Annotated in this window: 23 protein-coding genes; 11 read left to right on the top strand and 12 right to left on the bottom strand. The window is 63.6% G+C overall.

What is annotated here, in order from left to right; genetic code table 11:
* Nucleotides 1–10: 10 nt before the first annotated feature.
* The 4 genes from fahA to SOM61_RS22520 form a co-directional block, all read right to left on the bottom strand.
* The gene (fahA, locus tag SOM61_RS22535) at nt 11–1,324 is read right to left on the bottom strand and encodes a fumarylacetoacetase (RefSeq protein WP_320476154.1); all 1,314 of its coding nucleotides are present in this window, start codon (nt 1,322–1,324) and stop codon (nt 11–13) included.
* Between the two features lie 19 nt (nt 1,325–1,343).
* Nucleotides 1,344–2,294 (bottom strand): alpha/beta fold hydrolase, encoded by a 951-nt coding sequence (locus tag SOM61_RS22530; protein WP_320476153.1) that lies wholly within the window; start codon nt 2,292–2,294, stop codon nt 1,344–1,346.
* 83 nt (nt 2,295–2,377) lie between these two features.
* Nucleotides 2,378–3,370, bottom strand: coding sequence for a tripartite tricarboxylate transporter substrate-binding protein (locus SOM61_RS22525; RefSeq protein WP_320476152.1), 993 nt, complete (start codon nt 3,368–3,370; stop codon nt 2,378–2,380).
* Between the two features lie 270 nt (nt 3,371–3,640).
* On the bottom strand, nt 3,641–6,691 hold the full coding sequence (locus SOM61_RS22520; RefSeq protein ID WP_320476151.1) for a two-component regulator propeller domain-containing protein: 3,051 nt from the start codon (nt 6,689–6,691) through the stop codon (nt 3,641–3,643).
* A gap of 189 nt (nt 6,692–6,880) precedes the next feature.
* Here SOM61_RS22520 and SOM61_RS22515 point away from each other — a divergent pair, with 189 nt between their 5' ends.
* Both SOM61_RS22515 and SOM61_RS22510 read left to right on the top strand, forming a co-directional pair.
* Nucleotides 6,881–7,537 (top strand): VTT domain-containing protein, encoded by a 657-nt coding sequence (locus tag SOM61_RS22515; RefSeq protein ID WP_320476150.1) that lies wholly within the window; start codon nt 6,881–6,883, stop codon nt 7,535–7,537.
* Nucleotides 7,538–7,673: 136 nt separating this feature from the next.
* A complete protein-coding gene (locus SOM61_RS22510; RefSeq protein ID WP_320476149.1) occupies nt 7,674–8,747 on the top strand; it encodes an AcvB/VirJ family lysyl-phosphatidylglycerol hydrolase in 1,074 nt (357 codons plus the stop codon).
* A gap of 30 nt (nt 8,748–8,777) precedes the next feature.
* Here the strand turns inward: SOM61_RS22510 and SOM61_RS22505 are convergent, their stop codons facing one another.
* Together SOM61_RS22505 and SOM61_RS22500 are read right to left on the bottom strand one after the other, a co-directional pair.
* Nucleotides 8,778–9,785 (bottom strand): L,D-transpeptidase, encoded by a 1,008-nt coding sequence (locus SOM61_RS22505; RefSeq protein WP_320476148.1) that lies wholly within the window; start codon nt 9,783–9,785, stop codon nt 8,778–8,780.
* 29 nt (nt 9,786–9,814) lie between these two features.
* Nucleotides 9,815–10,324, bottom strand: a complete 510-nt coding sequence (locus tag SOM61_RS22500; RefSeq protein ID WP_320476147.1) for a hypothetical protein — start codon at nt 10,322–10,324, stop codon at nt 9,815–9,817.
* A 125-nt stretch (nt 10,325–10,449) separates the two neighbouring features.
* On the opposite strand from SOM61_RS22500, the gene SOM61_RS22495 reads away from it, so the two are divergent.
* The 4 genes from SOM61_RS22495 (at nt 10,450) to SOM61_RS22480 (ending at nt 14,635) form a co-directional block, all read left to right on the top strand.
* Nucleotides 10,450–10,902 carry a hypothetical protein gene (locus tag SOM61_RS22495; RefSeq protein WP_320476146.1) on the top strand — a complete coding sequence of 151 codons (453 nt, stop codon included), beginning with the start codon at nt 10,450–10,452 and terminating at the stop codon, nt 10,900–10,902.
* A 150-nt stretch (nt 10,903–11,052) separates the two neighbouring features.
* Nucleotides 11,053–12,645, top strand: a complete 1,593-nt coding sequence (locus tag SOM61_RS22490) for an aspartate-alanine antiporter-like transporter (RefSeq protein ID WP_320476145.1) — start codon at nt 11,053–11,055, stop codon at nt 12,643–12,645.
* 23 nt (nt 12,646–12,668) lie between these two features.
* Entirely contained in the window at nt 12,669–13,172 is a 504-nt protein-coding gene (locus tag SOM61_RS22485; RefSeq protein ID WP_320476144.1) for an META domain-containing protein, read from the top strand.
* 134 nt (nt 13,173–13,306) lie between these two features.
* Nucleotides 13,307–14,635, top strand: a complete 1,329-nt coding sequence (locus SOM61_RS22480; RefSeq protein WP_320476143.1) for an IS4 family transposase — start codon at nt 13,307–13,309, stop codon at nt 14,633–14,635.
* A 506-nt stretch (nt 14,636–15,141) separates the two neighbouring features.
* Here the strand turns inward: SOM61_RS22480 and SOM61_RS22475 are convergent.
* The 3 genes from SOM61_RS22475 to SOM61_RS22465 form a co-directional block, all read right to left on the bottom strand.
* A complete protein-coding gene (locus SOM61_RS22475) occupies nt 15,142–16,308 on the bottom strand; it encodes an AAA family ATPase (RefSeq protein ID WP_320476142.1) in 1,167 nt (388 codons plus the stop codon).
* A gap of 308 nt (nt 16,309–16,616) precedes the next feature.
* Entirely contained in the window at nt 16,617–17,621 is a 1,005-nt protein-coding gene (locus tag SOM61_RS22470; RefSeq protein ID WP_320476141.1) for a restriction endonuclease, read from the bottom strand.
* A gap of 366 nt (nt 17,622–17,987) precedes the next feature.
* Nucleotides 17,988–18,341, bottom strand: a complete 354-nt coding sequence (locus SOM61_RS22465) for a hypothetical protein (protein WP_320476140.1) — start codon at nt 18,339–18,341, stop codon at nt 17,988–17,990.
* 59 nt (nt 18,342–18,400) lie between these two features.
* Here SOM61_RS22465 and SOM61_RS22460 point away from each other — a divergent pair, with 59 nt between their 5' ends.
* Nucleotides 18,401–19,690 carry an SEC-C metal-binding domain-containing protein gene (locus SOM61_RS22460; RefSeq protein ID WP_320476139.1) on the top strand — a complete coding sequence of 430 codons (1,290 nt, stop codon included), beginning with the start codon at nt 18,401–18,403 and terminating at the stop codon, nt 19,688–19,690.
* Between the two features lie 65 nt (nt 19,691–19,755).
* On the opposite strand, the gene SOM61_RS22455 is transcribed toward SOM61_RS22460, so the two are convergent.
* Nucleotides 19,756–20,586 (bottom strand): hypothetical protein, encoded by an 831-nt coding sequence (locus SOM61_RS22455; RefSeq protein ID WP_320476138.1) that lies wholly within the window; start codon nt 20,584–20,586, stop codon nt 19,756–19,758.
* A 96-nt stretch (nt 20,587–20,682) separates the two neighbouring features.
* Between SOM61_RS22455 and SOM61_RS26560 the strand changes: the two genes are divergently transcribed.
* Nucleotides 20,683–20,928 (top strand): DUF7694 domain-containing protein, encoded by a 246-nt coding sequence (locus SOM61_RS26560; protein ID WP_475439535.1) that lies wholly within the window; start codon nt 20,683–20,685, stop codon nt 20,926–20,928.
* A gap of 200 nt (nt 20,929–21,128) precedes the next feature.
* Here the strand turns inward: SOM61_RS26560 and SOM61_RS22450 are convergent, their stop codons facing one another.
* The gene (locus SOM61_RS22450) at nt 21,129–22,412 is read right to left on the bottom strand and encodes a PDDEXK-like family protein (protein ID WP_320476137.1); all 1,284 of its coding nucleotides are present in this window, start codon (nt 22,410–22,412) and stop codon (nt 21,129–21,131) included.
* Nucleotides 22,413–22,792: 380 nt separating this feature from the next.
* Here SOM61_RS22450 and SOM61_RS22445 point away from each other — a divergent pair, with 380 nt between their 5' ends.
* The 3 genes from SOM61_RS22445 (at nt 22,793) to SOM61_RS22435 (ending at nt 25,594) form a co-directional block, all read left to right on the top strand.
* Nucleotides 22,793–23,119, top strand: a complete 327-nt coding sequence (locus SOM61_RS22445) for a transposase (protein ID WP_320476136.1) — start codon at nt 22,793–22,795, stop codon at nt 23,117–23,119.
* A 417-nt stretch (nt 23,120–23,536) separates the two neighbouring features.
* Nucleotides 23,537–24,535 carry a hypothetical protein gene (locus tag SOM61_RS22440; RefSeq protein WP_320476135.1) on the top strand — a complete coding sequence of 333 codons (999 nt, stop codon included), beginning with the start codon at nt 23,537–23,539 and terminating at the stop codon, nt 24,533–24,535.
* A gap of 282 nt (nt 24,536–24,817) precedes the next feature.
* Nucleotides 24,818–25,594, top strand: coding sequence for a hypothetical protein (locus tag SOM61_RS22435; RefSeq protein ID WP_320476134.1), 777 nt, complete (start codon nt 24,818–24,820; stop codon nt 25,592–25,594).
* Nucleotides 25,595–25,659: 65 nt separating this feature from the next.
* Here the strand turns inward: SOM61_RS22435 and SOM61_RS22430 are convergent, their stop codons facing one another.
* Complete coding sequence (locus SOM61_RS22430) at nt 25,660–26,832, bottom strand: hypothetical protein (protein WP_320476133.1); 1,173 nt, start codon at nt 26,830–26,832, stop codon at nt 25,660–25,662.
* Nucleotides 26,833–26,866 lie beyond the last annotated feature (34 nt).

Genomic DNA, 26,866 nt, shown 5'->3' with positions numbered 1-26,866 from the left:
CTTGCCCGCGCTACCTGGCGCCGCAGGCGCGCGCCATCGGCATGGCCGCCAGCACGGTCCCGGCGCATTCGCCGAAACCGATGCGGCGGTAGCCCGGCCGCTCGCAGAAGCCGCGCAGGATGACGGTGTCGCCATCCGCGAGCCAGCGGCGCGTCTCGCCATTCGACAGCGCCAGGGAGCGCCGCCCGGCGGCGCCCAGCTCGAGCAGCGAACCGCCCTGCTCCGGCTGCGGTCCTGACAAGGTGCCGGTGCCGAGCAGGTCGCCGCTGCGCAGCATGCAGCCGCCTACCGCATGGTGGGCGATCATCTGCGCCACGGTCCAGTAGGCGTCGCGGTAGTTCGACCGCATGAGGCGTTCGGGCGGCAGGCCGGCGCGCGCCATGGCCGCGCTCTGGAGCCATACTTCGAGCGTGATGTCGATCGCCCCGAGCTCGCGGTTGCGCGCGCAGTCGAGATACGGCAGCGGCGCCGGGTCGCCCTCGGGCCGCGACGACGGCGCGCGAAACGGCGCCAGCGCTTCCGGCGTGACGATCCAGGGCGAGATGGTGGTGGCGAAGCTCTTCGACAGGAAAGGCCCGAGCGGATGGTATTCCCAGGCCTGGATGTCGCGCGCGCTCCAGTCGTTGAGCAGGGTAAAGCCGAACAGGTGTTCCTCGGCGTCGCCGATCGCGACCCGGGCCCCGGACGCATTCGGCTTGCCGATGAAGGCGCCGAGTTCGAGCTCGAAATCGACGCAGGTCGACGGGCCCAGCACGGGCTCGATTGCAGCTGCGCCCGGGGCCAGCGCCTGGCCGTGCGGACGGTGGAAGCGCTGGCCGGAGACGCCGATCGACGAAGCGCGGCCGTGATAGGCCAGCGGCACCCACTTGTAGTTGGAACCCAGTGGACTGTCGGGAAAGACCATCCGTCCGACCGCGGTCGCATGGTGGATGCCGGTATAGAAGTCGGTGTAGTCGCCGATCGCGCACGGCAGCCCCAGTTCGACATCGACCTGGGCCACCAGGGCGGCGCGCGCCAGCCAGGCTTCGCGCTTGGCGCTGCCCTCGGCCAGGCCACGCGAGACGGCGCTGCGCAGCGCTTCGCGCGCCGCCCTTCCCTGTCCCATCAGGCGGTTCATGTCGGCGTCCGCCAGCAGGCCGGCGCGTTCGAGGTCGAGCACCTGGTCGCCGATGGCGACGCCGATGTGCCAGGCCAGTTCGCCCTTGCGCCGGAAGCGCCCGAACGGCAGGTTCTGGATCGGGAAGTCGGTGTCCGGGGCGTTCGCCGACGCCACCCAGCTGCACAGACCTGGGTCCAGCGTGCGGTCGAGATGCGGATTGTTCATCGCATATCCTCCGGCCGGGTCAGTGATTGAGGAAGTCGAGCAGGGCTTCGTTGAAGCCGGCCGGATCCTGCCACGGCGCGAAGTGGCTGACCTTGCGCAGCACGAGCAGGCGCGCGCCGGGGATGGCGGCGGCCGCGTACTTGAAGTGGCGCATGGTGATGAATTCGTCGTGGTCGGCCGCCGCGATCGCGATCGCCGGGCCGCGCAGCGCCGCCAGCTGCGCGTCGGTGTAGTCCGGCTCCCTGGCCTGCATCGCCGCCACCGCGTCGCCCAGCCGCATGAAGCCCTGCGGATCGGGGGCGATGGCCTCGTAGTCGGCGCGCAGGCGCGGGCCGATCAGCGGCAGCACCGGCGACGGCAGCGGCGCCTCGATGTGGCGCTGGTTGACGTTGGGGCCGAAGGCGAACAGCCGGCTCACGCGCTGCGGCTGGCGCATCGACAGTTCCAGGCCGACGATGGCGCCGTCGCTCCAGCCGGCCACCGCGGCGCGGCGCAGCTCGAGCCGGTCCATTACCGCCGCGACGTCCTGCGCCATCAAGGCATACGACAGCGGCCGCTCGCCCAGGGTGCTGCGGCCATGGCCCCGGCTGTCGATCAGGATCACGCGATGCTTGCGCGCCACCAGCGCGCGCACCTGGTGCCCCCAGCCCAGGCTGCTGGCGCGGCCGCCATGCAGCAGGATCACGGGCGAGCCATGGCCCACGATGCCGTACCAGATGCGCGCGCCCGCATGCTCGACGTGGCCCTGCTCGGCCAGCGCCGGCAGCGGCGGCACCGCGGGCAGGGTTTCATAGCGCGGCGGACGGGCGCTCGCAGTAGCGGTGGCGTCGGTCTGTGCGCTCGCGCTGGTGCTGGCGGCGGCCAGCAGCAGCGCCGCCAGCAGGGTCGTGAGGGCGCTCAGGCAGGAATACAGCAGGACCGGGTGCGCGGCCTCATTGGCGTGAGCGACGTGTCGGGATGGCTTGTTCATCGTGCTTTCCATGGAAGTGGGAGGGGTGCAGCGTTCCCGGATAGTTACGCTGCGCCGTCCCGGCCGGATGCACGAGTGCCCTGCTACTCCAGCGCCGCCCCGGAATGCCTGACCAGCGCCGTATGCTTGTCCAGTTCGGACGCCAGGAAGGCGGCCGCCTGCGCCGGGCTGTTGCCGATGAACGTCATCCCCTGCCGCGCCAGGGCATCCCGGACCTCGGTCGAGGCCAGCGCCTCGCGCGCCAGCGCATGGTAGCGCGTCACCAGCTGCGGCGGCAGGCCGGCCGGCGCCACCAGCGCCAGCCAGGCATCGAAGCTATAGCCCGGCAAGCCCTGCTCGGCCAGCGTCGGCACCCCCGGCAGGAAGGCCGAGCGCTCGCGGGTCGACACACCCAGGGCGCGCAGCTTGCCGCTGCGGATCAGGGGCGTCGCCACCGTCACCGACAGAAAGCCGAACTGTACCTGCTTACGCAGCAGGTCGGCCGTCATCTGCGCTGTGCCGTTATAGGGCACGTGCTGGACGTCGAAGCCGCCCGCCTCGGCGCGCAGCAGTTCGACGGCCAGGTGCAGCAGGCTGCCCGTGCCGCCAGAGCCATAATTGAGGCCCCCAGGCTGCGCCCTGGCCAGCGCGATCAGGTCTTGCGCGCCTTGCACCGGCAAGGAGGGAATCGCCACCAGCACCAGCGGAAAGCTGCCAATCACGGTGATCGGCGCCACGCCGGTGAGCGGATCGAACGGCAGCGCCTTGCCCATGGCGCGATTGATGACGTGGTTCGAGGCCACCATGCCCAGCACCGATCCATCCCTGGCCCCGCGCACGATCTGCGCGGTCGCCGGCACGCCGGAGGCTGCAGGCTGGTTCTCGACCACCACCGGCCGCCCCAGCGCCTGTGAAAAATGGCGGCCGATGAGGCGCGCCGCGAGGTCGGCGGTGGTCCCGGGCGCGAGCGGCACGATCATGTGCACCGGCTGCGCGTCGGCCGGGGCCGCGCGCACCGTGAACGCCCCAGGCAGGACCAGGGCCAGCGCAAGCGCAAAGGCAAGGGACAGGAACTTGTTCGTCGCGCTCGAGTACATCCGGCCTCCTCCTTCTGGTGCCGACGACGATAGCAGATCGGGGCCGGCGGCGCACCCCTGCCATTGGTCTGGCCCGGCGACCTCCACGCCGGGACTTCGTCATCGTGCCGGACTTTGTCCTATGACATAATTCAGAAAAGCCCGCACCATGGGCAAATCAGCCGTCGTCATCCTTCACATCCATTTCGAAGACCTGGGCACGCTCGAGCGCGTGCTGCGAGAGCGCGGCTAGCGCCCCCAACCCGTCCAGGAAGCCGATAAGCGCTTCGTTCAGGCGCCGCGCAGCCAGCTCGGCCGCCAGAACGGGCGGCGACGATAAGCAATGCGTGCCGGCAGCGTCAGCACCACCCGTGTGCCGCGCCCTCCTTCCCGTCCCGCGCCGCTGTCGATGTCCAGCCTGGCCCCGATGCGCTCGGCGCGTTCGCGCATGCCGAGCAAGCCCCAGTGGTCGGGCCGGCCGTGCTCATCGAGCCAGGACGGGTCGATACCGCAGCCGTCGTCCGCCACCGTCAGCACGAAGGCGGCGCGCCGGTAGGTCACGTCCACCGTCACCTGCGCCGCCCGGGCATGGGCGAAGGCATTGCGCAGCGCTTCGTGGCCGATCCGGTAGACCTCGTCCAGGATGGCCGGCTGCAGGCGCCTGACCGTCCCGCCGACCGTGAACGCGAACCCGCATGTCCACTGCGCGGCCAATTCCTCGCCCGCTGCCGCCAGCGCTTCGTGCAGCTCGCCCGTATCGAGCGGCCCTCCGCGCAGCGCGCGCACGCGGTCGCGGCCTTCGACCAGCACCTGGTCGGCGCGCGCCAGGGCCTGCTCCAGCTGCGCCCGGGCGGGGGCGCCGGGAGGCAGCATGTCGGCCGCCGCCTGGAAGCGCAGCACCAGTCCATGTACGCCCTGAAGCAAGGTGTCGTGCAGCTCGCGTGCGATGCGCTCGCGTTCGCGGTGGCGCTCCTGCAGGCGGTCGCGCACGCGCTCGGCCGCGCGGCGTGCGGTGGTCCGGTAAACCATCCGCAGGGCCGCGAGCAGCAGCAGGCCGGCCGCCGCGAGGAACAGCGGATGGCGGTAGAAGGCCCGCGCCACGCGCAGCGGCAGCACGGCCTCGCGCGCGCTCGGCACGCCATCCTTGTTCAGGGCGATGACGCGAAAAACGTAGGCGCCCGGCGCCAGCCCGGTATAGATGGCCTGGCGCGCGCGGCCGGCGTCCACCCAGTCGGTATCGAAGCCGTCCAGCCGGTAGCGAAAGCTCAGGCGCTCCGGCGCGGCCAGGCTCGGCGCCGTGTAGTCGATGGCGATGCGTTGCACTCCCGCCCCGAGGCTGAGCGGCGCATCGGACGCGAGCCTGGCGCCGTCGACGCTGACCGCCTCGATCTCGACCGCCGGCCCCGGTTCGGCCGGCGGCAGGCGCGCCGGGTCGAGCGACACCACGCCGCCGCCCGTCGAGAACCACAGCCGGCCGTCGGCGGCGCGCACGGCGGTCGGCAAGGGCAGCACCTGGTGCGGGTCGTTGGCCAGGCCGCCCAGGGCGTCGAAGGAGCGGTAGCGAATGCGGTGGCCGGGCGTGGCCATCGCGCGCCGCAACTCGGCGGCAGGGAACTGGAAGATGCCGGCTCTTGCATGCAGCCACAGGTCGGCCTGCAGGCCGTCCCCGGTGGGCACGGCGACGATGGCGTAGATATTGTCGAACACGCCGTCGCCAGGCAGCGGCAGGCGGCGCAGGCGCCCCGCCTCGACGTAGGCCAGCCCGTGCTGCCCGCCGACCCAGGTGCGTGCCGCATGGTGGGCCAGCGCGGTAACGTGGCCGACGCCGAGGCCATCGGCTTGCGTCCAGCGCAGCGTGCGCCCGTCGCGGCGCGCTTCGAGCAGGCCGTCGCGATAGCCGAACCACAGCCAGCCGTCGGGCGCGGCCAGCGCGCTGACCGGCATGCGCTGGCTGGCGCCATGCGGCGTGCCGGCTACCTTCGCCCAGCCATCGGCTTCGAGCCGGAACAGGCCGACCTTGTTGACCGAAACCCACAGCACGCCCTGCGCATCGCGCGCCATCGCGCGCACCGGCGCCTGGCCGGCGGCGCCGGGTGGCAGGTCGGCCACGAAGTCCAGCTGCCGCTGCGCAGGATGTCGGGCGCGCCAGATGCCGGCCGGGCCGGCCATCCAGACGCCGCCTTCGGCGTCGCGGATGGCGCTGTTGACCGGCGCCGGCATGGCCAGCGCCTGCACGCGGCCATCCTGTAGCCGCAGCGCCGAGCCGCTGCCCGGTCCGCCCCACATACTGCCATCGGCGCCGGCGGCCAGCGCCACGTTCAGCGCATCTGCCGGGAAGGCCGACGGCGCCAGGACGCGCGGCCGAAAACGGTCCAGGCCCGCATTGGTGCCAACCCACAGATTGCCGGCGCCGTCCAGGTGCAGCCGCCACACGAAGTCCGAGCTCAGGCCCTGCCTTGCCGTGAAGCGGCTGGCGCCGGCCAGCGCCGCGACGCCGTCGGGATGCGCCACGTGCAGCAGGCCGCGGCCGGCCGTGCCCAGCCACAGGCCACCGGCGCCGTCGAACACCAGGCTGTTCGCCGGCGCGGCGAGCCGTGCGGAAGCGAAGGAAACGGTGCGTTCGTCCAGCGCCACGCGGTGGATCTTGCCACTATGGCGTTCGCTCAGCCAGATGGCGCCATCGGGCGCCTGGGCGATCTGGCTCACGCCCGCCACCGGCAGGCCGGTGTCGGTGAAGCGCTGCGCGCCGTCGCCCAGGTAATAGAGCTTGTGCGCGCCCGCGACCCACAGCACGCCGTCGCGGTCGACGAACACGGCGCTTGCACTGGCCTCGTCGAATCCGTCCTCGAAGCCGATGCGCCGCCAGGCACCGTCCGCCCGGCGCGCGAGACCATCCTCGGCGGCGGCCCAGACGGCCTGGCTCCGGTCCTGCGCCAGGCCGAATACCACGCCGCCCGGGGCGCCCGGGCCGCGCTCGCGCGCCAGAGCCGCGCCGGGCCGCGCCCGTGCCACGCCGCCGCCGCGCAAGCCGACCCACAGGGCATCGCCCTGCGACAACAAGGAAGAAACGATGGCAGGCGCCCCGCTCGCGCCGGGATGCTGGCGCCGGAAGCGCAGGCCGTCGAAGCGCACCAGTGAATCGTTGGTGCCCAGCCAGAGATAGCCGTCGGCGGCATGGGCGATCGCGCCGACCTGGCTGGGGCCGCCATCGGAAGACAGCCAGCGCCGGTGCTCCAGGCGGTCGGAAGCCTCTTCGTGTCCGGTTTCCGCCGCCTCGGACGCCGACGATGCGGGCGCCAGTGCCAGCGCCAACGCGATCGACAGCGCGATTGACGGCAGCAACGACCTTGCCTGGCGGACCAGCCCCCGGCGAACGTGCCGATGTTGCAGAATTCTCATTGCCTGATGATAGCATCGGCGAAGCGTCGATCATGTGCCGCAAGCGCCCGCTTGGCCCGCGTGCGTTACACTGTCGTCCCCGTCCTTCCAGGCAACGACGGGCGTGCGTAACCACCAGACCAGAAAACCCACATGCTCACTACCCTCCTCGATTGGTTCCTCCACCTCGACCGCCACCTTGCCGTCCTCGCGGCCGAGTACCAGATCCTCGTCTACGTCCTGCTGTTCGCCGTGATCTTCGTCGAGACCGGCGTCGTCGTGATGCCCTTCCTGCCGGGCGACTCGCTGCTGTTCGTGACCGGCGCGCTGGCGGCGAAAGGCATGCTGTCGCTGCCCGTCCTGATCCCGCTGCTGATCGTCGCGGCGGTGGTCGGCGACATCGTCAACTTCGCGATCGGCACGCTGTTTCGCGACCGGGTGAAACGCGGCTACCGGCTGCGCTTCATCAAGCCCGAACACATCGCCCACACCGAGCGCTTCTTCGAGCGCCATGGCCCCAAGACCATCGTCCTGGCGCGCTACGTGCCGATCGTGCGCACCCTGGCGCCTTTCGTCGCCGCGCTGGGCAGCATGCGCTACCGGACCTTCCTGTCGTATAACGTGGCCGGCGGCACCTTGTGGGTCGTGTCGCTGACGGTGGCCGGCTTCGCGTTCGGCAATATCACCTGGGTCAACGACAACCTGACGGCGGTCATCATGGGCATCATCGTGCTGTCCCTGGTGCCGGGCATCGTGGCCTGGCTCCAGGAGCGCCATCGCGCGAAGGCCGGCGCCGACCGCCAGGCCTGAGGCTACACTGCGGCGCGCCCGCCGCGCCGTAGCCTGATTCAGGGAACCACGGCGCCCCATCGCGGCTCGAAAGTAGGCTGCCTGCATGCCAGCCCGGCATGCAGCGGCTATTTGCAGCGTCGACAGGACCGCACACGTGAGTTCCGCCCCGATGTCCAGCAAGCGGGCCAGGCTGCGAAGCTGGCTGGCGCCGGCAATCGCGGCCGTGCTGCTGTGCGCGGCATTCTGGGTCTTGCATGGTGAACTGCAAGCGATCCGCTATCGCGATCTCCAGGCCGCGCTCGCCCGGCTCGGCGCCGAGCACCTGCTGCTGGCCCTGCTGTGCTACGGCCCGTTCGGCGAGGTCGCGGTCTATCCGCCGGCCGGCAAGGCCACCAGCATCGCGCTATTCATTTCAGGCGACGGGGGCTGGAATCCCGGGGTGGTCGGCATGGCGCGCCATCTGACCGATATGCACGCCATCGTGGTGGGCATCGACATCCGTCGCTATCTGTACGGCGCCGACAGCGCGCAAGGACAGTGCCGCAACTTGGCCTCCGATTCCGAGGGCCTGGCGCACGCGGTCCAGCGCCATCTCGCGCTCGACGACTACCTCACGCCGATCCTGGTCGGCTATTCATCGGGCGCGGAGCAATGCGACGCCCTGGATCGCCTTCCAGGGCGATATCGACCAGGTCTGCGATGCCGGCAAGCGCTGGCAATTCGTCGCCGGCACCGGCAATGCCGGCCTCGTCTGACTACCGAACGTCGGCCACGGCTTCTCGGTCGAGCGCAACTGGCTACCGCAATTTCGGACCACCCATGCCAGACTGACCGCACCGACCAAGCCGCCGGCCGGCGTGGGTCCGGCGCTGGTCGACTTGCCGCTGACGACGGTGCCTGCCACCGCCGGCGTCACGCCCGCGACGCGCGACCTGTCCGCCGTCCTGCTCAGCGGCGATGGCGGCTGGGCCGGACTCGACCAGCACGTGGCGGCGACGCCGGCGACGCGCGCGCCATGCCGGTCATGCCGGAACTCGCGCGCATGGGCGACGCCAGCATCCTGTGCATTCACGGGGTCGAGGAACCCGATTCCCCCTGCCCTCGCCTGGCGGGCCGGCGCCTCACGGCGGTCGCGCTACCCGGCGGCCACCACTTCGACGGCAACTACCAACTGCTGGTGCGCCGCATCATCGAGCACCTGCAGGCGGCGTCGGGAACGGCGCCGTGAGCGGCGGGCCGTATGGTGACCAGTCCAGAATCAGTCATTGCTGGACGATGTCGCGTCGTCACGCATCACCGTGAGCGGGGTGCCGGTTGCGCCGCTTGACAGGGGCGCCTGAGTGACGAGCAAGGTGGCTCCGGGGGACAAGATGCTGACTGCCTTCTTGTAAAATTCAGGGGGGATGTCGACGCGGTTGCGCGCAGTTTCATCGACACCCTGCCCAGCCTCGTCGACATGGCCACTTACCGCCGCATACAGCCACACTGGTGCGCCGGCGGCATCGACCGCCAGGGTCAGCACATGCGTGCTGTCATTGTCGTTGGGCAGCACCGCGCGCGAACGGCCAATTTCCACGCCATTGCGCAGTACGACCAAGCTCTGGTCGCTGCGCGACATCACGATCGTCACGGGTCCGTCCGGCGAGCGCTCGGGGGCCCAGAAGTCATCCGGGTGCGGACTTGCCGACAACGTGGGCGACAATACCTCGCCCGACGCCGACGTCACCGGATGCTGGGCATCGCCAGCGACGATCACCGTGGTGCCGTACTGGGTGACAGCGAACAGCTCGCGCGCGAAGGCGTATGGCAGGTGCACACAGCCGTGGCTCTCCGGGTAACCTGGCAGGCCGCCGGCATGCAGCGCGACGCCGTCCCAGGTCAGGCGCTGCTGATAAGGCATGGGCGCGTTATGGTAAGTGCTGGAATGATGTTTGGCGTCCTTCTGCAGGATCGTAAACACGCCGGTCGGGGTGGCGTGGCCCGCTTTCCCGCTCGACACGGTACTGACGCCGATCCGCACGCCGTTGCGGTAGACAGTCGCCGTCTGCCTGGACAGGTCGACAAACACCAGCAATGGGCCGCGCGGCGCGATCTGGGGCGCCCATACCCATTGGCCCGGCTTGAGCAGGTCGGCCTGCCTGGCCAGTTCGACCGAGGAAGACGCGCTTGCCCCCTGCGCAGTGGCGACACCCGCCGGCCAACATGCCGCCAGGGCCAGGCAAGCAGCAGGAAACCACATCGAGATCGATTGAAGATGGCGAGACATACGTGGCAACATTCCTTCTACATTCGCCTTCAGAAGCGACGGTGCCCACTGTCGAGCTCACAACGCCCGTTGAACTTGATCATCCCGTCGACCGAGATCGTCCCGCTGCGTCGATTGATGACCACATTCGGCCGATTGAGCGCGTTGAGCCGGAATCTGGCGCGGACCTCGTCATGGCCGACGATCAGATCGTCGAGCGTCCACCATCCATCGTGGCCGCCCGAATTCATCGGCGGAATCAAGCCCTTCGGCATGCGTATACGTCCCTGATCGCCATGGATCGATACATTCACGGATGTGTCGAAGTCCTGGCGGCCCGTAACGACCTCCGACCTGGTTTCATATTTATGGGTGGTAGCATTCCACACATAACCGGAATGATTCTCGAGCGTGGTCTTTTCACCCTCGCCGAAACAGACGAGCTGCAAGTCGTCGCCGTCATCGTGCCGGCTATCGCCACGGTCGCGGTCCTCGTGCTCGTACTGCTGGGCGCCGGCCGTCATCGCTACAAGAATCAAGATAATGGGCATGTATTTCATTGCATATCTCTCCGATGTGAACACCGTATCCTGCAATCACCGACTGTCCTGACCAGGGCATGGACTGCCTTGTAGTTAGGATATATCCTGCAACCAAGTGTAGCAATATTCAAGGGGATAAAACAATGCGAACACCACTCATCCGCTCATTGCCGGTACTGTTGTTGGGCGCCTGTCTTCTCACCTCGCACGTGCACGCCCAGCCGCAAGCGACGCCCTCGCCTCCGACACTGTTGCGATTCGCGCCCGGCCAGGCGGCGCTGAACGTCAGCGGCAGCGTGACAGGCTACCAGTCACAGGAATACGAGTTCGACGGTTCCGTTGGTGGAGAAGTGACGGTGCTGCTCGACTACCCTGGCCAGGCTTCGCTCTACCATAATGTGATCGCGCCGTCCGGAGCCCTGGTCTTCAATGGCAGCCTCGAAGGTAGGCGGTTCCAGGCAAACTTGCGCGAAGGCGGCAGGTACCGCGTCCGTGTCTACCTGATGCGCAACGACGCCCGGCGCGGCAAGCGCGCAGCCTTCACTCTGCAAATACGGCAAGCAGGTGTCCAGACGCAGCCACCCAGCGGCCCGTAGGCGAGCGGCCGGAGCTTCGATTGCCGCGAGGGTCAGCGGACAATACCGCAGTCTTCATCACTGCCCTGGTCGATCGGCAAAGTCGGTTTGCCTATAATAAGTTAGACCCATTACAATAATTGCAATGCAGCCAAACTGAAAGCCTCGCCAATGCCAGCGTACGTCGGCCACTTTCTCACCGCCCAGCCCTTGCTTGCCCTGTTTCTCACGATCGCCGTCGGCTACCTGCTAGGCGCGGTGAATATCAAGGGTTTCGCGTTGGGATCCGGCGCCGTGCTGTTCGTCGGCCTGGGCCTTGGCGCCGCCGTGCCCACGCTGTCGCTGCCGCCCTTGCTGGGCAACCTGGGGCTGCTGCTGTTCCTGTACGGTGTCGGGATCGCCTATGGCGCCCAGTTCTGGCGCGGACTGAGCAGCGCCGACGGCGCCCGGGCGAATATCGCCGCGGCCACGGCGGTCATGTGCGCGCTGGCCCTGATGCTGGCGTTCGTGCACTGGATGCCCGCGCTCAGCCTCGGCGAAGCGCTTGGCGCGTTTGCCGGCGCCGGCACCAGTACCGCCGCGCTGCAGGCGGCCCTGGCCGCCTTCGGCACCGGGCCCGCCACCGGCTATTCGGTCGCCTATCCGCTCGGGGTCGCCGTGCCCATCCTGATGCTGGGCATCTACAATGCGCTGCGCAAGCCCGCCATCGCGACGCGCGCCGCCTCGACCATGCACGTCGAGGAGATCGATGTCGATGAATTCAGCGTCCTGGGCATGACGCTGGGCGAAGCCGCGCGCCGGCTGCCCGACGGGATCGCGATCGCCGCCATCCGCCGCGGCCATCGCAACCTGGTGGCGGACGAAGCCACCCGGATCGAAACCGGCGACGTGCTGCTGGTAACCGGCATCGACCAGGCCCTGCTGCACGATGTGGCGACCCGCTTCGGGAAAACGCATCCGGGCCGGATGCTGCGCGACCGCAACGACCTCGACTACGAACGCTTCTTCATCTCCAACCCCGCCCTGATCGGCCAGAGCCTGTCCACGCTGGCGATTCCGGCAGCGCTCAACGCACGCATCCTGCATCTGCGGCGCAGCGATGCCGACCTGCCGCTCACGTCCGAGCGCATCCTGGAAGCCGGCGACCGCATCGGCGTGCTGGCGCCGCGTGCGAGCTTCCCCGCCCTGCGCCAGCTGTTCGGCGACTCGGTCCGCAGCACCGGCGACGTCAGCTATATCGGCATCGGCGTCGGCGTGACGCTCGGGCTCGGATTCGGCGCGATCCACTGGCCGCTGCCGCTGCTGGGGCAGGTGTCGCTGGGCTTTGCCGGCCTGTTGCTGGTGGCGCTGCTGCTCGGCTGGCGCCGCAGCAGCGGCCCGTTCCAATGGGCGATGCCGATCTCGGCCAACCTGGTGCTGCGCAATTTTGGACTGACCCTGTTCCTGGCCGTGGTCGGGCTGTCATCCGGTGCGACCTTCGCGGCCACGATTGCCGCCAATGGCCTGCTGTATCTGCTGCTCGGCAGCGCCATCGTCGCCGTACTGGTGGCGGTGACGATGGCGATCGCCCTGCTGGTGTTCCGCCTGCCGTTCGACAGCGTGGCAGGCATCGTCGCCGGCGCCACCGGCAACCCGGCGATCCTCGCCTTCGCCAACCGAATCGCGCCGACCGACCGGCCCGACATCGGCTATGCGATGATTTTTCCATCCATGACAGTGCTCAAGATCCTGCTGGTGCAACTGGTCGGGGTATGGGCCACCTGATTCACACTTGAAAGGAATTACGGATGACAAGCTCGCATCGCATCAATGACCGCCTGCTTGGCGCACTGGCGCCGGTGTCGCGCGTCGCCAGCATGGGACTCGCCGGCGCCCTGCTCTCGGCCTGCATGAGCAGCCCGGCCGATACCGCGGGCGGGCAGAAAGCCGTGCTCGCGGGGAGTGCCTGGAACCTGGTCTCGTTCACCTCGTCGAGCGACGAGGTGGGCGTGATCAAGCCGCAAGCGGTGGAACAGTTCCAGGTGGCCTTCGGCACAGACGGCAAGGCGGCCTTCCAGTTCGACTGCAACCGCGGAACCGGTAGCTTTGAAGCCGTCGACACTGCTGGCGGCAACGGCAGCCTGCGCTTCGGCGCGGTCGCCACGACGCGCGCGATGTGCCCTCAGCAAGCCATGAGCGCCCGCCTTCCCGGCGACATCGAGTTCGTACGCGGCTACCGGATTGTCGGTGACAAGCTATACCTGTCGCTGATGGCGGACGGCGGCATTTACGAGTGGGCGCGGCGCCCCTGAAGCGCGAAATTCAATACGCCGGCCAACAAAGAAAAAAGCCACCTTGCGGTGTAATGCCGTTCAGTTAAGACTGAACGGCATTTTTCTTTTTGGGGTGTTGTAAACGGTAGCTGAGGCTGTTAACCTGCGTCACCATGTTTGATGACGCGCTCCATTTCCTCGTGCAAGCCCAAGAAGACCCGGACTGGGCCCGCCTGGGGCAGCACTTGCCCTACGAGTGGGTCGAGCAGGCGGTTGCTTACACAGGCAAAGCGAGCATCCGGCAGCGGCGCCTGCCGGCCGAGCAAGTCGTGTGGCTGGTCGTGGCCCTGGCGCTGTATCGTCACCAGTCCATCAGCGAGGTGGTTGACGACCTGGATCTGGCATTACCGGATGCGCAAGCGCCCTTCGTCAGCAAGAGCGCGGTCGCGCAAGCTCGTCAGCGCCTCGGCGCCGAGCCCCTGCGGGCGTTGTTCGAGATATCGGCAAAGGCGTGGTCGGAGCAGGATCGCAAGCAATACCTGTTCAAGGGCTTGAGCCTGTTTGCACTGGACGGCACGACCTTGAAGACCGGCGATACGCCAGAGCATCGCGAGCATTTCGGTGAGCAGGTTTATCCGAGCGGCCGGATTTCCAGCTATCCGCAAGTGCGTGGCGTGACCTTGACCGCAGTGCCGACCCACTTGATTCGCGATGCGAAGTTCGGCCCTTATGGGATCAATGAGATGCTTTACGCAAAAGAGCTGCTCGCCTCGATTCCGGACGATTCGCTGACCGCACTCGACAAAGGTTTTCTGTCGGCCGAGATTCTGTGTGGCTTGACCAATGGTGGAAGCAACCGCCACTTCATCATTCCAGCCAAGGCCAACACCAAATGGGAAGTGATCGGCGGCACACCCGACGATGCCGTCATCGAGATGCGCGTATCGCCCCAGGCACGCAAGAAATGCCCTGACCTGCCTGAAACGTGGCGCGTGCGCGCGATTACGATCATCGACCAAAGCGCGCGCAAACACGTTCTGCTGACCTCACTATTTGACGTCAAACGCTACACGGCCAAGGATATCGCCGCCTGCTACACGCAGCGCTGGCAGATCGAGACGAGCTATCGTGAATTGAAGCAGACGATGATGGGCATGGCGCTCACTCTGCGTAGCCGTACCGTCGAAGGCGTCTACCAGGAAATCTGGGGAACACTGACTGCCTACAATCTGATACGGCTGGAGATCGCCAAGGCCGCATTGGAGGTGAAGTGTGAGCCGACCGAGATCAGTTTCATCCGTGCCTTCCACGTCATCCAGTACGAATTGCACTGGGCCGCCGTAACCCGGGCTTACGGCAAATTGCCCGCCTTGATGCAGCGCCTGCGTCAGCGCCTGGTGATGCTCTTGAATGAAGAACGGCCCGGCCGAAAAATCGACCGGGCCGTAAAGGCCTTGCCTCAGCGTTACACCGTTCGCGTCCTGAAGCGGGACCTTAACTGAACGGCATTACACCTTGCGGTGGCTTTTTTCATTCAAACTTGGCGGAGACGGTGGGATTCGTATCCCAGCCCAGAAGCCTCATAGACACTGCGATGCGCCACGCTTCATAGTCCTTCTACCCTTTTAGATACCCCTACAGTATTGAGCTATCACCGCACGCGCACGACATGAGCTTACCGAGGTCTTCTTAGATCCGCTGTAAGTAGAACTTCCGCCAAAGTTGAGCAACCTCTACACGAAAAAAGCCGCGCGTCGATAGTTTCTCAGATATCGAGCAGCGAAGCTTGGCCCGCATTGACCCGCTCTCGGGCTGCGTTCGCGAGCCGTTCTGCCTGGGCCAGACCATCCGCCGCCGCTGCGGCGCGACGGCGCTAAGGGCCAGCAAGCTGACTGGCCAGGAATGATCGCCGACCATGGTCCAGGCCAATGCTTCCGCGCCCATCGGAGTCCACACGCAGTGGCGACGCCAACCTGCGCCGCTGCGTGAATTCCGACGATTCGTCGCCTTACCTATCGACGCGGGCGGTGAGCGCACGCCGCTCGCGCCAGATCTCCTGCACGTACGGATCGGACAGACCATAGAGTCCGTGGCCGCGGCGCAGGATGAGATTGGCGTCCATGAGATCATTTACAGCGGGCTGAATTTCGTCAACCCGTACCTCGCGCCCGAGCACGCGCGCATAGTCGGCGGCAGCATCGGCGGAGAACAGGCCACGCGCATCGCCGTCGCTGGCGGCGATGCGCTCGAATACGGCCGTCGCCAGGCCACCCAGTTGGGCCAGCTTGGCCAGTTCAACATCCGCGGCTGCCGAGCGCAGCGTCGCAGCAATCACCGGGAACAGCGCATCAGGATCGCCGCGTTCGGCCACCGTCTGCAGCTGACCCAGCGCACGCAGCATTTCCTCGGGGCGATGACCCAAGGTGACAAAGCCCTCGACCGCAACGGCGCGCGACGGCAGAATTGCGCCGCCAGCGGCGTGCAGCCGTGCGAGCAGGTAATCGACGTAGTCGGCACCGAGCATTGGGAAAGCGAGCGAAGTCGCGCCTGCGAACGCCTGGCTACGGCGTGCAGTCAGTTCGCTTACGAGTGCGCGGTGCGATCCAGCGCCGATGAACTGGAAGTAGCCGGGCGTGCCTGGACGTGGGTTGATGGCGTCACGCGCCGCCTTCAGCGCCAGGAGTAACGCATTGCCCTCCTCGGTCGTGATCGCGTGCTGAACCTCGTCGACGATCAGCACCACATTCGTCTTGGCGGTATCGACCAGGCGCGTGAACGCAGCCGCCAGGGTCAGGCCGTCCAAAGTGCCGAGTCCATCGAGCTTGAGCCCGAGTTTGAGCCCAAAGACACCGATGTTGGCGCTGGCGATGTGTGCGAGCCGGTTTGCCAGGCGAGATCCAGCCGTTTCCGCTTCCTTCAACGTGGCACCTACGGCATCGTTTACCAGCGTCGCCGGACTAGCTTCGACGTTTGACCAAAGATCGACATAGATAACGATCGCTCCCTCCTGCTCGAGCGCCGGGATCAGATCGTGCAGCACGAAGGTGGTCTTGCCAGTACGACGAGTACCAGACAAAAACAGGCCCGAGCGCAATCCTTCGTCCAGCGGTCCAGGCCTTATAAGTTGGGCTGCCATTTGAGCCGCGAGCACGGGACGCTGGACGATCGTTGACATGGCTATAAGCTAAATTATTAGTTAGATATAATTATGCCCTACTTATAATTGACACTAAAGTCCTGCCATCCCAGTGGCTGCGATCGCAACAAGAACTTCCAAGGCGGGCTCAGCAATTCTCATTCCACAAGAGCCAGAACAAGATTAAAACTGAAGACGCAATCTTACCCTTTCGGAAACAAAAAAAACCGCTGCGCTCGTGATGCAGCGGGTACCTGAACATTGAAGTATTCCGGCTGCGCCCTGATCAGGTCCTACTGCCGGGCCTGCGACCCGCCTGCGACGTCACGCCAGGCAGGTCGGTACTCTTACATGGTGAGCAGGTTGAGAATATGCCGGTTCAGTTCGTGACGCAATGCGTGCAGCGTGATCAACCTGGTGTTGGTGGCGTTGGCGAGCGTGCGCGCGGCATCCGTAAAGCCATTGTTGGACACTACGACGGTGCCGGTGCAGCCGTAATGCAAAGCGCCTGCGCTCACTTCCTGGACCGCCGCGATGCCGGCAGGGCCAGCCAGGTCCTTGACCTGGATGGCCAGGCGCTGTTGACCGCTGGCTACCACGAGGTCAACGCCGTAGTCACCGGTGCGTGGCGTGGTCTGCACCTGCATGCCGCAGGCTTCGAATACCAGCGCGACTTGCCGCTCGAAGGCCTCGCCCTGATCCGCTGGACTCGTTCGCGCAGCAGCGCCACCGGAGTTGCGCCAGGCCCGTGCGAGCACTTGCACCTCGGCGTCTGTCAGCTCGCTGAGTGCAGGGCTCACCTGGTCGCGCAATAACCCGATCACCTTCTTGCTGTTGATCGAGCCGTCGGCGCGCCACCACCGCGACTCGCTAAGTAGTGCCTTCACCTGAGCCATATGTGGAATGCAGGCTTCGACAATCGAAGAATGTCGCTGGAAATCCCGGCGGTCAAAGTTGCCAAGCACGGTAAAAGCGTAGATCACGCCCTCGAGCTTGTTTGCAACCAGCGGCTCGAGTTGCACTGCACGTGAAAACAGTCTGTAAGGAAGTTCGGTGTCATATCCGTCATTGTTCATCACGATGAAGCGATCGCCCTGCTGCAGCCTTGCATGGGCAAGTTTGTCGAGCAACGCGGCATCCGCGCTGCTCAGTTTGCGCGGCACAGTGAGCCCCAAGTCGATCGCGCGGATTAATTCTGGCGAGGCGCCAGTGACGGAGAAAGCGTCGAACCACAGCTTGAGTTGGTCGTTTTCTTGCATTGATGGCCAGTGCCGACCGCTCTCACTGAAATAATTTATGCGGTCCAGTAGCATCGCACCATCCGACATCAAACCTTTCAGCTCGTCACGCATGGGTCGCTGATTTTCCTGGCCCATCTCGATCGTAATTAGGGTCATTGCATCTTTCGCGCTCTGCGCAGTATCGTATAAGGCGCCAAGACAGACGCGCCTAAAGTGTTGTCGAAGTAATTATTTTAACGGTATAGGCCACCATTGGTGACACTGGTTGCTGCTCTGGGATAGTCAGGATGGGTTATCCAATTATGAAGGCCGCAGCGCACAACTGATTCCTGGCGCCGCGTGGCATCGACGTTGATCGGAAATCGCTTGGAAACCAGCGCGAGGCGCCAGTGTCGCCCGCTCTGCCGCGCTACACTACCAGCCTCTCGAACTCGTCAATCCACCCGCCCCAGCATGAACGATCTCCAGTTCGCGCATCTAGTGTCTCCCCGAATCGGAGAACTCTATGTCAAAGCCAAGCGCAGCCAGCGCCAGTTCCCCGTCGACGCCCTCGCGCACGTCCGCGCCCTCGCCAGCCTGTGCTGCGATGCCTTGTGGCGGGGAGAAGCGCGGCAATGGAAAGGCGGCCTTGGCGAAAAAATCGGCGCGTTGGTGCAGGCCCGTGCGGTGAACCACGAGACACGTGCCATTCTCTACGACTTGCGGCAATGGGGAAATGCGGCGGCCCATCGCGAGGACAGCCTGTTCGATGACGAGCAGCTGGCTGCCCTGGCGCCGCGCGCGCTGGCGCGAGTGCGCGAGCTGCTCGAGACGGTATTCCAGCACAAGCATTCTGGCGCGACTGTCCCCCGTACGAGCTTGCCGCCGAACCTGACGACGATGTCAAGAATGTGCTTTATCGGGCGCTGTTCGAGAACAGTGCGGTCGACCAGCATCAGGCAGCGACGTTGCTGTACCAGAAGCTGGCCGCGGATAGCGAAGATGCAAGTTTCGACACCGGCTTGACGAAGGAATTAGTCGCCAAACAACTGGAAGTGGCAACAGTCCGGGGACGAGCGCTCGACCTCCTACGCTATGCCAGCGACGAAGGCCATCCGCCCGCGCAGTTCGAGTACGGTCTTGCCCTGATCAACGGCCAGAGCGGCGATGGGATGCGCGCGCGGGGTGCGCACCTGATCGCGATGGCCGGCCGCGAAGGCGATGCTGACGCGCTCAAATGGTGCGGCAACGCTGCCTTGAGTGGGCTGCACGACGAGCCCGTTGCCTACGATCGCGCGTTCGAACTGCTCACCCGTGCCGCCGCGGAAGACCATCCGTTCGCGCTGTCGCTGCTCGCCAGGATGCACCGCGAGGGGCTCGGCCGGCCGGCCGATCCGGCTCGTGCCTTGGAGCTGACACTTCGCGCAGCGGAAGCCGGGTACGCCTTCGCCCAGTACGAGGTCGCCATGGCATTGTCCGACGGCGCAGGCGTGCCGCGCGATGACGCAGCTGCCCTGACCTGGCTACGCCAGGCGAGTGAAGCGGGCCAACCGCATGCCTGTCTCGCCCTGGCGCGCCTGGTGCGACGCGAAACAGTGCCCGGGGGCGATGACGAAGTCCTCCGGCTTCTGTTGATGGCGGCCGAACATTTGAACGAAGCACGCTTCGAACTGGCCGACCTGAACATGCAGCATCACGATCCTAGCTCTTGGGTCCAGGCAGCCGTACTGGTCCAGGCTATCTATGAAACTGCCGTGACCGATGGTGATGATGCTCGTGCGGCGCGCTGCCGCGCCAGCGCGCCGGCGTGGTTGTCCACGATCGAGGGGCGGATCCGATCGAATGCCGGTCGCGCAGTGTCCGATAAGGTGATAACGGACTATGTATACGCGCGGTTCATGTTCGACGACTACGGCCGACCTTATCCCTGTCGCGCCGAGCGGAACGCCATGTTCATCGCCAGACTCGAAAAGCACCGCCAGGCCTTGGCCGACGGTCAGACGGGAGATCGTGAGCGCCTGACACGCCAGCTCGCCGGAAATCTGTCACCTGGCGGCGCCGCGGCGGCGCCACGCCGCGCGCCGGCGCGCCTGGAACCAGTGGCGCAGCGCACGCTTGGTCAGAAGATCGGGCGCAACGATCCCTGCTCGTGTCATAGCGGCAGAAAGTTCAAGGTGTGCTGTGGCCCTGGAGCGATCTGATCGACATCGCTCGGCTACTTGCGAAGCAGGAAAGCGCGGTAAGCACCAGTCGAGCGCAAGCGAAATCACGGTAATTTGTCGAGCTTCGCGCGCACCCTGGTGGCTGTCGCTGAAACAGGAGGGTCGAGCAGCATATCCATGCAGTCTGCGCAACCGGTGCTGACCAGATTGTCGTTTGCCAGCATGATGGCAAGCCGGTCGCCGCCGCGCTTGTAAGGCACCCGCACCACCCAGCGATATCGCTCGGTTTCGCCAGCGACGTCGCGGGATGCCTCGGCGATCAGTACCGGCCGCCCAGTGGCCGGCAGCTTCACACTGAACTTGCCGTCAGCATCGGTTTTTGCGAGCGTTTCGGCCTGATTGCGCAGCTCGGCGAATAAATCACTTTCTTCTTCCAGCCGGGCATGTTCTGCGAGTAGGGGCGAGATAGTCCTGCGGGCTTGGGCAAGTCGCGTGGTGCCATCTTGTTCATCCAACTGCACCCGGACGAGCTTCAAGCGCTCGCGCGCGGCGACCATGTCGGCGCGGCCGTAGCAGGCGTCGAATTCAGTCTCCGGATTCATCAGGAAGCTGCATTCCAGAACCTTATTGTTCAGGTGCTGGAGCTCGACAACGGCGGCGCTCGCGGCATCGAGCTCGCCCTCGGCTTTTTCCAGGCCAGACGACAGCTCGGCATTCTTGGCTTCGAGGGCAAGCCGTCGCTGTTGCCTGATTCTGGCCACCGCGCTTTCCTGGATAACGCGAATCGTCACCAGGGGCAGCTTGACTACCGATTGTCCTTTTGTGACAACGAATACTTGGCCGTCGACATGCAGCGCTCCGCCAGCAGGCGCGCCATGCGATGGAGTGGACGAGAACAGCGAAACTGCAGCAGCGAGAACGACGAGAAAGCGCATTGGATGACGTGGAATGGTTCACGAATGTCGAAAATCGCTGCATAGGATTTCTGTACAACGTACCCGCAGCTCCCAGAGGTAAGCATTCTGGCAACAATGTGGCTGAGTAGCAACCCGGCGGCTGAAATACAACAAGAGCGCAGGGCTGCGCTTGGCGCCACCGGTGCCTCGTTGCACTTGTCGGTCAAACTGCTCGACCGTGCTCCTGCCCGTGGCTGGCGCGATTTCCAGCGGATCAAGAAAGAGCTCGTGTGGCTCAAGCATGAAGCACTGGAAATATATCCAGCCGAAAGCCGGAAGGTGGACACGGCCACCAGTTCCAACTCTGCGCGCTGCCGCTAGGTCAGCGGGTCCTGTTGGGATTTACCCGGCGGGCCGTGCTCGGCGGCGAGGCCGGGAGATCAAGGCAGCCTGACCCGCGCCCCCCCCCCCCTGGCTGAGCCGGAAGGCGATCACGCCGCGGGCGCATCGGCGTTCAGGCACCAGCAGTTCGCAACGACACGGGGTCATACAGGGCGCCTGGGGTTCGCCAAGTACCCCCCTCATCCGATGGCCGCCAGTACGGCTCTGTTGCCAGCCTCGAGCAGATGTCGAAGCTTGGCGGCGATATGTTCTTCGCTGACGGATTTGACGTGTCCGAGGGTCCGATAATAGGCGTCCTGGCGCCCCTTCTTCAGTTCTGGGAAAACCCGCTCGAGCTCGGTGCGCAGCTTGGCCGAATGGGCGGGCGCGCACTCATCGGGCCTATAGTACAGGGCCAAGCCGAACTGATCGCTGCCGTCGGCTGCGCACTCCGCATTCCAGACCTTGGCCACCAGCGGCCGCGCGCCCTCCTGTTGCTCGAGCATTTGCCAGCCGAGCGGATGCAGGTCGACGTACTGCTTACCGTAATCGGTCCGAACCGGCACGTTCGGCAGGCTGCGGCGTAGTCCGGGTTCGAGAAACGCCAGACCCTCCATATCGATCAGCCGGTCGACCATCGCGCGGTGGTGGTGCGCATACACCCACACATCGTTCGTCAGATCGGTCGGGGTGAGGTCGCCGAGCATCGATTTACGCGCCGATGCGAAGGCATCCACCAGGGCACTGTAATCGCGTGCAAGCTCTGCAAGCACGTCATTTGCCATGCGCAGTTCGGGTGGCTCGTAGTCGGTCTGGGCGTGGCAATACGCAGTCACCAGGGACGCCAACTGGTTGCCGCGCTTGAGCTGCAGCTCGGCGCGCCTGGCGCCGCGCTCGAGCCAGCGATAGTCGACGTAGGCCCAGCGATTCAAAGGGCTTGCTGGCGCATTCTCATCCTGGCGGCGGCGATAGTTGCGGTCGACCGCGATATGCACGGTGCGAAACTTGTTGAACACAGGCCGCTGACGCAGGGTCGTGGCGACCTCGGAATAATAGCCTTCGAGCTGCTCGGCGCTGTAGCGGGCGCCATGCTTGTTTTCGACAACGACCAGGATCTTGTTGTCGAAATCGACCATCAGCAGGTCCAGGCGCTTGCCGCTATCGAGGCAAAACTCGGGGAGCAGGCAAATCGAATGAAAGCCGGCGCGCGCGATTCTGCTTGGCGGCCACGCATCGAAAAACTGCTTGTTCGCCAACACGTGCTCTTCTGATGCGATAAACGCCGCATTCAAGAAATCCTTCAGGATTGCATCGCCCTGCCCATGGCCTTCCCGCGGATTGAACAGCCAGGCCAGCAACTTGGAGTGCTGATTTTCAGTGGGACGGATGATGTCGAAAATATCGCTCGACTTCTTCAAAGGCTCGATCACTTCGTCGAGTCGACGGTCGGCCACGAATTTATGAAACAACTGCTGGACTGGCATGAATCTATTTCCGAATGACGTAACACCTTCTTGGCAAGTCTTCCATTCTCGCATTAATTACCGTGCTGTGGAACGGATGCCGGCACATCAAGCACCGCGCTGCATTGGTAGCGACTTGATGCGGTCGAGCGTGCGTGACCTGTCATCGATGGACCCATTCTGGAGTCCATCGCGTAACAGCTTCCATTCGTTCGTAGTCATTCCCCGTGGGGTGCGCAATGCCGTATCGTGCGCGTAGGCCACGACAGCACTGAGCCTCGAGCTGGCATCGGTCTCGGTGCGCATAACCTGTTCCATGAAGGCCGCCTCGAAAAACCTCTGCTGAGATGTGTGCGGCCGAGTAAAATTTCTAACATCGAACCAAGCCAGCGAATGCCGTCATGATGAAGCCCCGGATCAGTCTGTTTGCCGAGCAGGAGCTTAAAGACGGGCACGCAAAGTTAGGCGATCCATTGGTGAGCTTGTCCGAGCACGTGGATTCCAAGGCGTTGGCTGCGCGTACCGATACCGTCGCACCGCGTCCTTCGCGCGCCAAGGGCGGCCGTCCGCCATACCCGACGGGGTTGATGATCAAGATCCTGGTGCTGCAACAGCTCTACAACCTAGCTGGCGACGCGCTGGAGTATCAGTTGCTGGACCGCCGCAGGTTCCTGCGTTTCCTGGATCTGACCGAGAGTGGCAGCATCCCCGACGCCAAGACAATCTAGCTGTTCCGTGATCGTCTGGCGCAGGCTGGTATAGGCGATCAGGTGTTCGATCAAGTCCAGCAACAGCTGCTGTCACAGGGCTACCTGACTTGTTTGACCCAGCTGATGAAAAGAAGGAATATGATATTGCCAGCCGTCAGTTTGGTGATCCGATGCTTCGTTTCCAAAGCGGCCGCTCCCGTAAAGGTGGGAGGCACTCTCTCATGAGCCCAAAACCTCTGCCACCAGTAGTACCGAAACTCAAAGCGCTTTCCAACAGCAATGATGCTGCAACCACTGCACGACGCCTTGCTCAGAATGAAAGCTAAACGCTCTGCAATTAAAGGCTCTGGATTGTCTACTGAATTTGTAGCGATTTAGTGATGCCGAAAGAAATTACTAAGATATCGGTAATTTTATGGCAATGAAAGGAATATTATGGAACAACCAATTTCGCATAGATGTATATACAGCGGGGATGTGATAACTCCGGAAAATAACTCTGCTGCTCACGTCTTTCCAAATGCGATCGGCGGCAGATTAAAACCGAAAAATATTCTGACGCGGAAATCAAATTTTGAAATATCTAAGCGAATAGAAAATGATTTTCTTGAGATTTTTAAAGGGCTCTTGTCGATGATAGATCCTGTCAGGGACAGAGGGCACATGCTTAGACACCAACACACTTCTTCTCTAAATGAAAAATATGTACAATCTCGCGGCGCCGTATTTTTAGAGCATGTACGTGATGAAGTGCACCCACCCAATCATAGATATTTGAAGCACTCTATAATTTTTGGCGATCGCCCGGTGATTAAGAGAGTGCAAGAATTCGATTGGTGTATAATATTACCCGCTTTATATGTATTTTCGAACATCTTTGCTGCTTTTAAAGGGGTTCAGATCCCGCAAACCTTCAAAGACTTTGTTGATAACCCTGCGCTCGTAGCGAAATTTGCGCCGATTCAACTTTGCACTCTAAGTAAAAATTTCATAAGGAACGAGGATTCGATAAGGCATACCGTCGTCATCGGGCATGATGAGCACCAAAAATCTACGTATGTTTACATCGAGATATTTGGCATAATCAGCGCATGGACATTCCTTCCATATAATAGCCAGGTGAAATTCTCGGGATATTCTGTTGATATAGTCACTGGCTCCCATAGTGAATTTCCAGTAGCAATAGATTTTTTTAAAGGTTTGGACTTGGTGGCAACCAAAGACCAATATTTGGAGCAAGTGGTTTATCCAAAATTTTTGAGACTTTTGTCGGTGATTAGAGATATTCAGTTTCGTAGATTTGTAGTTGAGGTGCTGAGGTTCGCATGCGCCGGAAAGTTCGATTTTGAATTTCAGGATAGGTTGGAGAACGCATACGATTTAATTGAGAGAAAATATAATGAATTGCAAAATCCTTGGATTTTTAAAAACTAACAAACCTTGATGTTGTTAAACTTTTTGACTTCTATCTCTAATTCAAAAATTTCTTGCATACTCGAAAATATTATTGTCGATCTGCACGCGTGGTAGCTAAGCTACGAATCAGCAGTCCTGGCCAACTCGAAATTAGAAATTTTATTTCGAGTGACAAGTGCTCCGTGGCGCTGCGAGGGTTGGCCAGTGCTGTAGGCCGGCTTTGGCCAACGCAAGTGTAGGGTGGCACTGCTATCGCGGTGTATTGGCGGAAGTTACTTTACGTCTCGATTTTCCAGTTCTATGACTCTGCCATCTTTTGATCCGCCGTGGCCGCCCAGCGACGGCGTCACACCACGCATTTATGCGCTCGAGATAACCGACCACCGGCGTTCCGACAGACCAGTAGCCGCGACGATCCTGGTCGAACGAGTCGAGACAGTCGAACGCGATCGCGATGGCCACCTCGTGCGGGCTGCACTATCCCTCCATTTTCGCAGGTTGCGTCCAGCTGACGAGAAAGGTCACTTCGACCGGCGTCCCGTGTTCTCGGGATGCCATGTGCCCTTCACTCCCGATGGGCCATTGACCGTACTGACTGCCGGATCCGTATCGAACGGTGCGGTCTTCCTCGATCTCCCAGGGCTGGAAGGGCTGCGCATTGGCACCTACCTGATGAACGAGATTGTAGTTTGGGCAAAACAGTGGCCGGAAGCCGCGATCCGCCCGGTCACACTTCTCGCTGCGCAGGGGCATGATGACAATCGCGACCGGCGAAATCGGTTTTACGAGCAATTCGGCCTCATCTTCGACTACAGCGACGCGGATCGACGTGCCGGTCAGTCTCGGCCGATGCTTGCGAGTGCTCTGGTATCGACGGGAGCGTGGCGTGACAACCTGAGAGTCATCCCGATCAACGAATTGTTGGGAGAACTGCTCACAGACAAAAGGCGATTGGATGGAGATCTCGCGAGCCGTACACGTGCATTGAAAGACCTCAAGGAGAGCTATTTGCGAGCTCTGCGCCATCCTATCTGGTGGGCGAGCGGTCAACTATTTTCAAGGCTATGGCCGTTCTAGTGCATGTCCAGGACGAGCGCAGATGAAGGGCAGCAGGCAATGCGTCGGCCACATCGCGTCGATTTCTATATCGGGTTACTGATCGGCGAGCCATCAGGGTAGCGCTCGCGAATCAATCGCCGCTGCTCGCTGGTGGCGTGGCGATCAATGAACGCCCGCATCTCGTCTGAAATTGGGTGCTCGATCCAAAAGTCGCCAAACTCGTCTAGGAAGCGGGGCCAGCGCGCGGCCAGCACACCATGCCGGCGCCGGTCCGGCCGCACCCAAGCCCAGTCCAGGCGCCAGTGGCCTTGGTCGCAAAAGAAGCCGCAAGCACCATCGATCGCGCCGTTCTCGTCAGCAAACAGGTAGCCAACCCAGCGAGGATCATGCCGGGCGCGCGTGGTGACGCTCGGCCATTGAAGCCAGTCGTAACCGAAATCGCGTTTGAAGCGAAGCGCCCGGCTGGCGACCTCCCGGTGCATCCAGATGGGGGAATTAACGTCCACGCGCTCGCCGGCCACACCGCGCTGCAGCCGTTCACGCATCGGTTTCGACGTTTGCGGTTTCAAGAGGCGCAAAGCCTGCGCGTGCGTGGTGCGGTGGTTCAGCGCTGACTCGGGATCGCCCTTGGTGTATCTGGCGCCACACACCGAACACTGCAACTCGATCCGCCGCGACGCACGCCAGCGCGGGCCGGCGATCGTCAGCGACGTCACCTGGTCGCCGCGCAACAGGCACTGGTAGCGGTGCCCGCCGGCTCCGCGCCACTCCCGCTGGATCGGCGGCGCGTCGATCGGCCCCGCGGCGCGCAGCGCTAGCTTTTCTTTGTGCCGCATCACGCTGTAGCAGTAGATGTCGCTCTCGGCCCGGGTCAGATAGGACTTGACTGCGGTATGGGCATACAGGCGGTCGACCAATGGGCCCGGGTCAATCATAAAGCCCAGTTGTTTGAAGAAAATGCATAAACCTACGACATCCGGGAGCGCGACCATCTGTGAGCTGAACCCGCTGGCGTTCTTGAATCGCGGTCGTTGATACACATCTTGTACGGGATAGCCGGCGAGTTGGGCCAACTCGCCAAGAGGCAGGCCATGCGTCCGAAAGTCCATCACCAACGCCAGATCTTCAATTTGATGCAGGTAGGCCCAGCCCTGCCCCTGGATTTCGTCCCACAGCCGATCTGGGAGCCGCCCAGGGCGTGGTGGGCGTTGCAAGGCGTCAGTAATCTGGGTGAGGAGTCGGCTGGAAAGCTGCATAGGGCGCGAAGGATGAATGCCTGGTCGTATCGAA

The sequence above is a fragment of the Massilia sp. CFBP9012 genome (assembly GCF_034045115.1).
Taxonomy (GTDB): Bacteria; Pseudomonadota; Gammaproteobacteria; order Burkholderiales; family Burkholderiaceae_D; genus Telluria.
This window is presented reverse-complemented; position numbering and strand designations above follow the sequence as displayed.